Origin of the sequence: Pseudomonas sp. yb_5 (assembly GCF_043103865.1) — a bacterium.
Classification (GTDB): Bacteria; Pseudomonadota; Gammaproteobacteria; order Pseudomonadales; family Pseudomonadaceae; genus Aquipseudomonas; species Aquipseudomonas putida_Y.
The window spans coordinates 24,688-34,473 of the sequence record NZ_JBICKE010000002.1 but is presented as its reverse complement, the minus strand read 5'-3'; the positions used below and the strand labels follow the sequence as shown (position 1 = coordinate 34,473).

Below are 9,786 nucleotides of genomic sequence, written 5' to 3'. Positions count from 1 at the left end.
AGAAGAACCGAGCGGCGCGCTGGATGTCGGTCAGGGTTTCAGGGCGCGTCATCTTCTGCCACTCGAAGATCTGCCGGGAACTGAGCGCCCATTTGAACTGGCGGACGAACTCCTCCAGGTGGTTCTGCACAACGCGGTACAGGGTGACCAGGTCACCGTTGAGATCGTTCAGCACCTCCACCGGAGCGGGCTGGGGACGCATGAAGAACAACGCGGCACCGCCGGCGAAGACTTCGACATAGCATTCATGAGGGGGGAAAGAGAGGGATCAAGCGGTCGGCCAGGCGGCGTTTCCCACCCATCCAGGGAATAATAGGAGAGGTCATAGTATGCAAGTCTTTACTGTATGGATAAACAGGTGTTAGGCTCGCCGCGCTTTGTGCACAAGGCAGAGGCTGCGGCTGGACTTGCAGGAAGGGTCTGCGGGTTCGGCGGGCCGGGCTGGATGTTGGCGCATCTACCCGGCTCGCCTCTTTTCATTTGGTGACTTCGCGGACGTAGGCCTGGCAGGCCTGCAGTGCAATCAGTCCCCGATCACCGGTGTCGGTGATGCCGATAATTCGTTGAGCATGCGCTGGGTCAAGTCGGGCGCGAACGGCTCCATGAACCACGCCTCCGGTGCTGGCGGCTTCTCGCATCCCACCGTCACCAGCCGGGGCGGCAAAGGCTCCGGCGTCGACAAGGACTGACAGCCGCAAGTCAGCAGTAGCCAACTTGTCACGCAGGCGAGCTTGAGTCTGTTGTGCATCCTTCATTTCCTTCCAATGTGTTTTACCCTGCTCCTGCAGGCGATCTTGCAGGGCTTGTCGCTGACTTTTCTGCTCTGCCAACTGCTCCAGGGCTGCATTCTCGACCGTGAGCCCGGTCACTGTCCGCCAGTTGCTGGACATAACCTGCAGCCTGTTCAGCCAACTGCTTTCCGTACTCGCTGGCCTGCCACACCCAGGCACCTCGCCCGCCGGCATAGAGCCCGACCGCAACAGCCAGAAGCGCGATACGCCAGTTCAGCGGCATTACTGCAACACCTCAAGCGCGCGCTTGTAGAGCGCCTGGCGATCCTTCAACCCATTCAGGCCACCATTGATACGGAGAGTGATCAGCTCGAACACCGAGTCATCGGCCTGCAGCACCTTGTCAGCCAAGGTGTTAAGCCCCGCTCGTTGCCAATACCAGCCGGCCGACAGTGAGGCGTAGACGGGCTGCTCGAGCAGGTCGGGGGTATTGAGCAAGCGGCTGTCACCGAACAGCGCTTCGCTGCAGGCCTCGTAGTTGTCGCGGCCGGTGATCTGAATAAGCCCTCGGCCACGGTATCGCTGGCCATCGCCATCAGCCGCCGGGGTGTTGCCTAGACGCTCCGCCAGCCGTCCGGTGTCGTACTTGGCGAGGTAGGCATCGTTACCAAGCTCTCGCACATACAGCAGCTGGCCCGACTCATGGCCGACTTGCGCGAGGAACGCAGCCATACGCCGATCCGTTCGACCTTCGTTGTGACCGGGCAGACCACCTCCCACCCGTTCCGCTTTGCAATTTCAGCGACGATCTCGGACAGCGGCACATTCTCCCAGCTGCCGCTACGGGTGGTCTTACCGCTGCCACGCATGTCGCTGGCCTTGCCGCGAGTGGTCAGTTCATCAGGCGGACCAGATAACTGCACTTCGTCGACCGTGTAGGCGCCCATACGCTTTAGCGGTTGCCCCTCGTAGCCCAGCAGAACCTCCACCACTCCACCTCGGGCAGGCAGCGCAACTACCTGGTCGCGATCGTCAATGCGCAGCTCAAACTCATCCGACTCCATGCCAGGCTTGTCCGAGATCCGCAGCAACAGCAAGCGGTCATTGATCAGCGCGGTGATGTCCTTGCGGTCCGCGATGATTCGATACGTTGGTTTCATGCTTTCTCCAGAAACAGGAAGCCCCGCACGGGACGGGGCTTCGTTACGCATAGCGCGGGATCAGTCGAACAGCTGCAGTAGCTCGACCGCCGGCGCCGACAGATCGGGCAGCATTATCAGCAGGCCGGCGCGGTAAGGCTGTGCCTCCCTGGCTAAATCCGGGTTGGCGTCGAGCACTGCCTCGACCGTGCCATTGAGATTTCCGTAATGGTGCTGACAGATCACATCGAGCAGATCTCCGTCAGACGTTCTGCAGGTCGTTGCCATAGCTCACAAATTCCAGGTTGAAGCCCTGTTTACGCGGGATGCCACCAGCCAGAAGGTGGCTTTGCTCCTCTTCGATATTGACCAGGCACCAATCGCCCAGCACCTCGCCGTACCCCGTGACCAGCTTCAGCGCTTGCAGGTTGCGACCGATGCTACGCAGCACGCCCAGTTGCTTGATGCCACCTTTGTGGTGGGGGAAGATCGCGCCCTTGAGCGTTATCTTGTCCTCGCCCAGACCCACTGCCTGCTGGGCGACACTCCGCCGCAGACGCTCTTGGCCAGCCGACACGTTGAAGTTCAGCACCGTCGACCTCGACGAGGACTACCTGTGGGTCGGCCAGAACAAGACTGACAAGAAGCTTCGCATCCGCCGGCACATCAATGGCGAGTCGACCGGCCTGGGCCTGTTCATCGAAGCGCTCCTGGAGAGACGCAAGCTGCAAGGCGTGCGCAACTCACGCCTCATCACCAACGACTCCGGCCTGCGCATGAGCTGGGAAATGCTGAGGAATCGCTTCAGTGAGGCGCGTGACAAGGCGGCACGCAAGCTGATCGCCGATGGCAACACAGACCTGGCCACCAAAGTTCGGCAGTTCCAGTTCCGCGATATCCGACCGAAGGCGGCATCGGAGATTGAGGACATTAGCCACGCCAGCCGACTGCTCGGACATTCCAAAGAGGAGATTACCAAGCGCGTTTATCGCCGCGTCGGCGAGGTGGTCAGCCCGACCAAATAGTGGGCTGATGCGGAAACGATGCCCGATGATGCGGAAATGATCGGCGCTTCAAGACCACAAAGAAAAACCCCGCAGACGTTAATCTGCGGGGCTTTCGAATGGTGGAGGCCGAGGTCGGAATCGAACCGGCGTAGACGGATTTGCAATCCGGAGCATAACCACTTTGCTACTCGGCCTCAAAGGTCGGATCTAGCTGCTTGCGCTTTGCTATCTCCTTGAAACGCTGAACCTTTTTCAAAGTTTGCTGCGTTTCGATGGGCGCCATTATGTCTTCATTCTTTTAACCTTGCAACCCCCTGAACGAAAAAAAATTTCAACAGGTTCAAGGTGTTAGCGCAGGCGGCTGAGTTTGCTCCACAAGCCCAGCACCGTGTTCTCCACTGTACCGCTGGCGGCCATGCCAATACGCTCCTGCAGGCTCTTGCGTTGGGCATAGTGCAGGTGGAACAGGTTGGCGTTGCGTGCGCGTTCGCTCAGGTACTCGTCACTGGTCTGCAGCTCGTCCACCAGCTTGCGATTGAGCGCCGCCACGCCCAGCCAGACTTCGCCAGTGGCGACTTCGTCGATGTGCAGCTGCGGACGATAGCGGGAGACGAAATCCTTGAACAACTGGTGAGTGATGTCCAGGTCCTCCTGGAACTTCTCCCGGCCCTTCTCGGTGTTTTCGCCAAAGACGGTCAGGGTGCGCTTGTATTCACCAGCAGTCAGCACTTCGAAGTCGATGTCGTGCTTTTTCAGCAGGCGGTTGACGTTGGGCAACTGCGCCACCACGCCAATAGACCCCAGTACGGCGAATGGGGCACTGACGATCTTCTCGCCGATGCAGGCCATCATGTAGCCACCACTGGCAGCCACCTTGTCGATGCACACGGTCAACGGGATGCCCGCCTGACGAATACGCGCCAGTTGCGATGCAGCCAAGCCGTAACTGTGCACCAGGCCACCGCCGCTTTCCAGGCGCAGTACCACTTCGTCACGCGCGGTGGCGAGCGTCAGCAGTGCGGTGATTTCGTTGCGCAGGCTTTCGGTGGCCGAGGCTTTGATGTCGCCATCGAAATCCAGCACGAATACCCGGCTCTTGTCCTCGGACTCGGCCTTGCCCTTCTTCTGCTGCTTTTCTGCCTTCGCCTGCCGCTTGCGCAGTGCTTTGAGCTGGGCCTTGTCGAGCAGGCCGGACTCCAGGCGCTCACGCAGATCCTTGTAAAAATCGTTCAGGCGGGTGACCTGTAATTGCCCGCCCGATTTGCGCCGACCTTTGCCACGCAGCCCGGCGATGGCAGACAGCACCACCAGGATGGCGATGACCAGGGTGGCGGTTTTGGCGAGAAAGCTTGCGTATTCGGCAAGAAACTCCACGTTGACTCCTTAAATGCCTGCGCCACTACGGCGCGTCACTGTTGCAAGCATACCGTTGCGCCTGTAGAGCTGCCAGCCGGTGTAAACGCTGGCAACATCTTTCAAACAACCTTTTCAAACGCTTGTATGTTTTTTCGTTGACAGCCCGTGTGCCGCATCCTAACCTCGCAGCAACCTCCAACAGGCCGGAACCTTCCGTGGGCAATCTCTACCTGATTCGACATGGCCAAGCCTCCTTCGGTGCCGATGACTACGACGTCCTCTCGCCCGTGGGCGTGCGCCAGAGCCAGGCCTTGGGTGAACACCTGGCCCAGTTGGGCGTGCGGCTGGACCGCTGCGTGGCTGGCGACCTGCGCCGCCAGCAAGATACCGCTCGGCTGGCGCTGCAGGCGCTGCACGCCAACGGCTGCCCGGTGCCGGCGGTTGAGACCGACGCCGCATTCAATGAGTTCGATGCCGACGGTGTGATCCGTGCCCTATTGCCCGACCTGCTGCCGGAAGAGCCCGATGCCCTGCATGTGCTGCGCAATGCCGCACAGCACCGCAGCGAGTTTCAGCGTCTGTTCGCGTTGATGGTGCAGCGCTGGCACGATGGCGAGCATGCCGATAATGGCCTGGAAACCTGGCATTCGTTTACGTCACGCGTACAAGGGGGCCTGCAACGCGTGCTGGACAGCGCCGGCAGCGGCGATCATGTTGCTATCTTCACCTCGGGTGGCACCATTGCCGCCCTGCTCCACCTGGTTACCGGTATTACCCCCAGCCAGGCGTTCGCGCTGAACTGGCAGATCATCAACACGTCGCTCAGCCAGCTGAAGTTTCGCGGCCGCGACGTGGCACTGACTTCCTTCAACAGCCAGGCCCATGTGCAGCTGTTGAGGGCGCCGGAGCTTGTCACCTACCGATAAGCCCGGCTTGTTGTGTCCCTGCGGGGACGTGTAAATCACTCTATAAGGAATGCGCCATGACCTCCGTAGCTGATGCCGTCAAAAAGATGCAAGAGAAATTCAACCCATCCGCTGCCGCCGGCCTGGACCTGGTGTTCGGCTTCAACATCACCGACGAAGACAAGCACTACGCGCTGATCGTCAAGGACGGCACCTGCGACCTGCAGGAAGGCGAAAACCCGGATGCCAACTGCACCCTGGTGATGGACGCCGAAACGCTGAAGGGTATCGTCAGCGGCGAAACCGACGGCATGCAGGCCTTCATGGGCGGCAAGCTGCGGGTTGAGGGCGACATGATGCTGTCGATGAAACTCAGCGAACTGTTCCCGTCCTGAGGGCTGGGAGTACCGGATGATCAAAAAACCGAAGCCTGCCAGGCTTCGGTTTTTTTTGGCCTGCATTCGGTGCAGTGATCCACCAGCAACACCCTCACCTATATGGCACATGGCACGATTGTTCCAACCTCGGCGGACCATTAGATTACCCAATAGTACTTGCTATCGAGAATAAGGAAGACGCATGACGCTCACCGACCAGTCCACCCAGGTACGCCCCGGCGAAGAACTCGACGCGGCCGTCATCGACCCTTACTTCAAAGCCAATATCCCCGGCCTGCACGGCCTGCCGAGCATCAGCCAGTTCCCTGGCGGCGCCTCCAACCTCACTTATCTGGTCAGCTACCCGGACCGCGACTTCGTGCTGCGCCGACCTCCCTTCGGTCAAAAGGCCAAGTCGGCCCACGACATGGGTCGTGAGTTCCGCATCCTCAACCAGCTCAACAGCGGCTTCCCCTATTGCCCCAAGGCCTACGCACACTGCACCGACACCCGCCTGATCGGCGGCGAATTCTATGTGATGGAACGGGTCAAGGGCATCATCCTGCGCTCGGACATCCCGGCCGAACTGAACCTGGACGCCAGCCGGACCGAAGCCCTGTGCAAAAGCTTCATCGACCGCCTGGTCGAGCTGCACCAAGTGGACTACACCGCCTGCGGCCTGGCCGACCTGGGCAAGCCGGAGGGCTACGTGCAGCGCCAGATCGAGGGCTGGACCAGCCGTTATGAAAAAGCCCTGACACCGGATGCACCACGCTGGGAAAAAGTAACCGCCTGGCTGCACGACAAAATGCCCGCCGACCACCCGCGCCCAGGCATCGTGCACAACGACTACCGTTTCGACAACGTGATCCTGGATGCTGACAACCCCATGCGCATCATCGGTGTGCTGGACTGGGAGATGGCCACCCTGGGCGACCCACTCATGGACCTGGGCAACTGCCTGGCCTACTGGATCGAAGCCGGCGACCCGGCGCCAGTGCAACTGATGCGCCGCCAGCCAAGCAACGCGCCGGGCATGCTCAGCCGCCGCCAGTTCGTCGATTACTACGCCGAGCGCTCCGGCATCCGCCTGGACAACTTCGATTACTACTATTGCTATGGCCTGTTCCGCCTGGCAGGGATCGTTCAGCAAATCTACTACCGCTACTACCACGGCCAGACCCAGGACAAGCGTTTCGCCCAGTTCATTCACATGAACCGTTTGCTGGAACAAATGACCTTGCAGGTCATCGCCAAGTCCAGCTTCTGAGCACTGCCCACGACGACGGATAACAAGGAAAACAGCATGTCCAAGACCCACCTGTTCGACCTCGACGGCAAGATTGCCTTTGTTTCCGGCGCCAGCCGAGGCATCGGCGAGGCCATCGCCCACTTGCTCGCGCAGCAAGGGGCCCATGTGATTGTTTCCAGCCGCAAGCTTGAAGGGTGCCAGCAGGTGGCCGACGCCATCATTGCCGCCGGCGGCAAGGCCACGGCTGTGGCCTGCCACATTGGTGAGCTGGAACAGATTCAGCAGGTGTTCGCCGGCATTCGCGAACAGTTCGGGCGACTGGATGTGCTGGTCAACAACGCAGCCACCAACCCGCAATTCTGTAATGTGCTGGACACTGACCCAGGGGCGTTCCAGAAGACCGTGGACGTGAACATCCGTGGTTACTTCTTCATGTCGGTGGAGGCTGGCAAGCTGATGCGCGAGAACGGCGGCGGCAGCATCATCAACGTGGCGTCGATCAACGGTGTTTCGCCCGGGCTGTTCCAAGGCATCTATTCGGTGACCAAGGCGGCGGTCATCAACATGACCAAGGTGTTCGCCAAGGAGTGTGCGCCGTTCGGTATTCGCTGCAACGCGCTACTGCCGGGGCTGACCGACACCAAGTTCGCTTCGGCACTGGTGAAGAACGAAGCCATCCTCAATGCCGCCTTGCAGCAGATCCCGCTCAAGCGCGTGGCCGACCCCAAGGAAATGGCGGGCGCGGTGCTGTACCTGGCCAGCGATGCCTCCAGTTACACCACCGGCACCACGCTCAATGTCGACGGTGGCTTCCTGTCCTGATCAGGCTTTGACGGCGACCAAGGTGTAACTCAGGGGAAGGCGCGCCGGTTGCTCGCGCAGGCGATATTCACCGTCTTCGCCCTTGACCATCTGCCCCGGCAGCGCCTCCCAGGGGATGCTCTGGTGCTCGACCAGCGCAGTCAACTGCAGGCCGTGGGCCAGCAAGGCAGTGATCACTTCGCCCAGGCCGTGGTTCCATTCGTGGGTTTCGGTGTGGGCCAGGCGCTGATCGGTTTCGACGTAGGTCTGGTCGGTGTGCCACACCGTCGGCGATTCGTGCTCGAAGTACGGATATTCGAGCTGCAGGCGATCCTGATGGTCTTCGTTGACGGCCATCAGCATCGGGTGCCCGTCGCGCAGGAACAGCCGCCCGCCCGGTTTAAGCAGTGCCGCGACGGTGCGCGCCCACGGCTCGATGCGAGGCAGCCAGCAGAGCGCGCCAATACCGGTGTAGACCAGGTCGAAAGTACCCGCCGGCAGTACCTTGTCGGCGGCATAGACGTCAGCCTCGACATACGAGATGGGCTGCGCGCAACGCTCGGCCAAAGCCCGTGCCTCGGCTAGCGAAGCCTTGGAATAATCCAGGCCGCAAACCTTGGCGCCAAGGCGCGCCAGCGAGAGGGTGTCGGTGCCGATGTGGCACTGCAAATGGACCGTCTCAAGCCCGTCGATGTCGCCGAGCAGTGGCAGGTCGAAGCGTACGGTTTCGGACAAGTGCCCGTGTTGCTGGACCAGGCGTTCGACTTCGTAGTCCTTCGAAGCGGCGTGCAACGGGGCACGTTCATCCCAGCTGATGCGGTTGAGTTGCAGTGAGCGGTCCATGGAGTCGTCCTTGTGTGGAAGCGCCTTATGCTAGCCGTCACCGCGCCCCCTGCAACACAACTGTCTTGATAAAAAGTGTAAAGCCCGCGCGCCCTCTGCTGTGGCAACAAATGCCTTGCTCACTACCCTGAATACGCGGGCCCTTGCAGGAGTGGTGATAAAGCCAGCACAAGCGCCAGCAGTTACAGGCAGGTTGCAGCTGCCGCCCGGCGCTGCAGGGCCACGCCGTCGTTGCTCTTCGCGTAGTAATCCACACGCGCCCCGCCCGACTGCGGATACACGTCCACGAACGCTTCGGCCTCACGGGTATACACGGTGAACCCGCCCTGCTTGCGCGGTTCCATGTAGCCACTGGCGTCGTCACCGAACACCTGCTCTTCCTGCCAACTGAACTGGATGCACTGGGCAACCAGCGCGGGTGCCTTGTGCGAGTCGAACTGCGCAGTCGGCTTGCCGCCACGCGCGGTTTCCATGGTCGCAGAAGCGCAACCGGCCAGCATCAGCACCGCAGCCAACGGCAGAATCGCACGCATGTTCCATCCTCGGGGTCGCGAAAAAGAAGGCGACTCTAGCACTGGCAGGCATCCCGAGTGAATTGCCAGGCACTTGCCGCTGTCGCAGATAAGACATGCCGTCACAAGGAACGCATCATGAAACTGCACTATCTGCTACTCGCCGCCCTGCCTTGCCTGCCTCTGAGCGTCAGCGCCGCCCCCTCCAGCGAAGAGAGCATCACCGCCCCCGAAACCCACAACCGCGAACTGAACGTCGGCGACAAGGCTCCGGACCAGTACAAACGCGATGACCAGGCCATCAAGGACTGGAAAGCCAAGGGCCTGCCCGAGCCGGAAAAGGAAAGCCACTGGGTGCGCATGGGCAAGCACTACGTGCTGGTGCAGATCACCAATGGCGTGGTGCTGGCGATTCAACCGGCATCCTGATTCTGCACACCCTGACCAAGGCGACCCATTGCAGAGCACTTCGCCGCCGGCCAGGTACGCTCAGAGCGCGTTGATACGCTTGGACCGATCGATGCCGGTCAGCGCCACAGCCCGTTGTTGCAGGCGGGCGCCTTGGCGCTGATCGCGTGAAGCACAATTTTTTTGCCCGTCCGGGAAACCAAATCGATCGACCCCAGTCTCAGAAGGTGCCCTGTAAACCTATGCGGATCAAGGACCTATATCGTGCTCACGCGTCTTGCAAGCCTTTCTCTGGTTGCTGTTGTCCTGCTGACCGCAGGCTGCCATAGCCATCGCTACCATGATGACGACGGCTGGCGTGACCGCGACCGTGACCATCGCCACCACCATCGCCATGACCGCGACGACGATGATCGGCAATACCGCGGTGACCGCTACTACCGCTGAAGCGTCCT

General features: G+C 60.7%; 10 protein-coding genes, 1 tRNA gene and 6 pseudogenes. 7 read left to right on the top strand and 10 right to left on the bottom strand.

Annotated elements, in window-relative coordinates:
• The 6 genes and pseudogenes from ACF8GF_RS00320 to ACF8GF_RS00295 form a co-directional block, all read right to left on the bottom strand.
• A pseudogene (locus ACF8GF_RS00320) lies at positions 1–326 on the bottom strand (DNA adenine methylase); the annotation flags it as partial.
• A 150-nt stretch (positions 327–476) separates the two neighbouring features.
• Positions 477–1,014, bottom strand: a pseudogene (locus ACF8GF_RS00315) (lysis protein).
• A pseudogene (locus ACF8GF_RS00310) lies at positions 1,014–1,475 on the bottom strand (glycoside hydrolase family 19 protein); the annotation flags it as partial. The pseudogenes ACF8GF_RS00310 and ACF8GF_RS00315, both read right to left, overlap by 1 nt.
• Positions 1,469–1,891, bottom strand: a pseudogene (locus ACF8GF_RS00305) (phage late control D family protein); the annotation flags it as partial. The pseudogenes ACF8GF_RS00305 and ACF8GF_RS00310, both read right to left, overlap by 7 nt.
• A 60-nt stretch (positions 1,892–1,951) precedes the next feature.
• Positions 1,952–2,158 carry a tail protein X gene (locus tag ACF8GF_RS00300; protein WP_064490571.1) on the bottom strand — a complete coding sequence of 69 codons (207 nt, stop codon included), beginning with the start codon at positions 2,156–2,158 and terminating at the stop codon, positions 1,952–1,954.
• Positions 2,133–2,441: pseudogene (locus ACF8GF_RS00295) on the bottom strand (phage tail protein); the annotation flags it as partial. The gene ACF8GF_RS00300 and the pseudogene ACF8GF_RS00295, both read right to left, overlap by 26 nt.
• Between ACF8GF_RS00295 and ACF8GF_RS00290 the strand changes: the two are divergent.
• A pseudogene (locus ACF8GF_RS00290) lies at positions 2,437–2,895 on the top strand (integrase); the annotation flags it as partial. The pseudogenes ACF8GF_RS00295 and ACF8GF_RS00290 sit on opposite strands and share 5 nt — an antisense overlap.
• 102 nt (positions 2,896–2,997) lie before the next feature.
• Here the strand turns inward: ACF8GF_RS00290 and ACF8GF_RS00285 are convergent.
• Both ACF8GF_RS00285 and sohB read right to left on the bottom strand, forming a co-directional pair.
• Positions 2,998–3,071, bottom strand: a tRNA-Cys gene (locus ACF8GF_RS00285).
• Positions 3,072–3,225: 154 nt separating this feature from the next.
• Positions 3,226–4,251 (bottom strand): protease SohB, encoded by a 1,026-nt coding sequence (gene sohB, locus ACF8GF_RS00280; protein WP_176682326.1) that lies wholly within the window; start codon positions 4,249–4,251, stop codon positions 3,226–3,228.
• Between the two features lie 197 nt (positions 4,252–4,448).
• Here sohB and ACF8GF_RS00275 point away from each other — a divergent pair, with 197 nt between their 5' ends.
• The 4 genes from ACF8GF_RS00275 (at position 4,449) to ACF8GF_RS00260 (ending at position 7,589) form a co-directional block, all read left to right on the top strand.
• Positions 4,449–5,159: a histidine phosphatase family protein gene (locus ACF8GF_RS00275; protein ID WP_176682325.1), complete on the top strand. Its 711-nt coding sequence runs from the start codon at positions 4,449–4,451 to the stop codon at positions 5,157–5,159.
• Positions 5,160–5,215: 56 nt separating this feature from the next.
• Positions 5,216–5,533, top strand: coding sequence for an SCP2 sterol-binding domain-containing protein (locus tag ACF8GF_RS00270; RefSeq protein WP_003251077.1), 318 nt, complete (start codon positions 5,216–5,218; stop codon positions 5,531–5,533).
• A 184-nt stretch (positions 5,534–5,717) separates the two neighbouring features.
• A complete protein-coding gene (locus tag ACF8GF_RS00265; RefSeq protein WP_176682324.1) occupies positions 5,718–6,785 on the top strand; it encodes a phosphotransferase family protein in 1,068 nt (355 codons plus the stop codon).
• A 36-nt stretch (positions 6,786–6,821) separates the two neighbouring features.
• On the top strand, positions 6,822–7,589 hold the full coding sequence (locus ACF8GF_RS00260) for an SDR family oxidoreductase (RefSeq protein WP_021782185.1): 768 nt from the start codon (positions 6,822–6,824) through the stop codon (positions 7,587–7,589).
• Here the strand turns inward: ACF8GF_RS00260 and ACF8GF_RS00255 are convergent, their stop codons facing one another.
• Positions 7,590–8,411, bottom strand: coding sequence for a bifunctional 2-polyprenyl-6-hydroxyphenol methylase/3-demethylubiquinol 3-O-methyltransferase UbiG (locus ACF8GF_RS00255; RefSeq protein WP_176682323.1), 822 nt, complete (start codon positions 8,409–8,411; stop codon positions 7,590–7,592).
• 182 nt (positions 8,412–8,593) lie between these two features.
• Positions 8,594–8,944: a hypothetical protein gene (locus ACF8GF_RS00250; protein ID WP_176682322.1), complete on the bottom strand. Its 351-nt coding sequence runs from the start codon at positions 8,942–8,944 to the stop codon at positions 8,594–8,596.
• A 117-nt stretch (positions 8,945–9,061) separates the two neighbouring features.
• Between ACF8GF_RS00250 and ACF8GF_RS00245 the strand changes: the two genes are divergently transcribed.
• Together ACF8GF_RS00245 and ACF8GF_RS00240 are read left to right on the top strand one after the other, a co-directional pair.
• Positions 9,062–9,352, top strand: coding sequence for an RcnB family protein (locus ACF8GF_RS00245; protein WP_176682321.1), 291 nt, complete (start codon positions 9,062–9,064; stop codon positions 9,350–9,352).
• Positions 9,353–9,595: 243 nt separating this feature from the next.
• Positions 9,596–9,778 carry a hypothetical protein gene (locus ACF8GF_RS00240; protein ID WP_176682320.1) on the top strand — a complete coding sequence of 61 codons (183 nt, stop codon included), beginning with the start codon at positions 9,596–9,598 and terminating at the stop codon, positions 9,776–9,778.
• Positions 9,779–9,786: the final 8 nt, after the last annotated feature.

Coding starts and splice junctions, on each gene's coding strand:
- ACF8GF_RS00300 (WP_064490571.1), bottom strand. CDS start 2,158: ATGGCAACGACCTGCAGAACGTCTGACGGAGATCTGCTCGATGTGATC.
- ACF8GF_RS00270 (WP_003251077.1), top strand. CDS start 5,216: ATGACCTCCGTAGCTGATGCCGTCAAAAAGATGCAAGAGAAATTCAAC.
- ACF8GF_RS00265 (WP_176682324.1), top strand. CDS start 5,718: ATGACGCTCACCGACCAGTCCACCCAGGTACGCCCCGGCGAAGAACTC.
- ACF8GF_RS00260 (WP_021782185.1), top strand. CDS start 6,822: ATGTCCAAGACCCACCTGTTCGACCTCGACGGCAAGATTGCCTTTGTT.
- ACF8GF_RS00255 (WP_176682323.1), bottom strand. CDS start 8,411: ATGGACCGCTCACTGCAACTCAACCGCATCAGCTGGGATGAACGTGCC.
- ACF8GF_RS00250 (WP_176682322.1), bottom strand. CDS start 8,944: ATGCGTGCGATTCTGCCGTTGGCTGCGGTGCTGATGCTGGCCGGTTGC.
- ACF8GF_RS00245 (WP_176682321.1), top strand. CDS start 9,062: ATGAAACTGCACTATCTGCTACTCGCCGCCCTGCCTTGCCTGCCTCTG.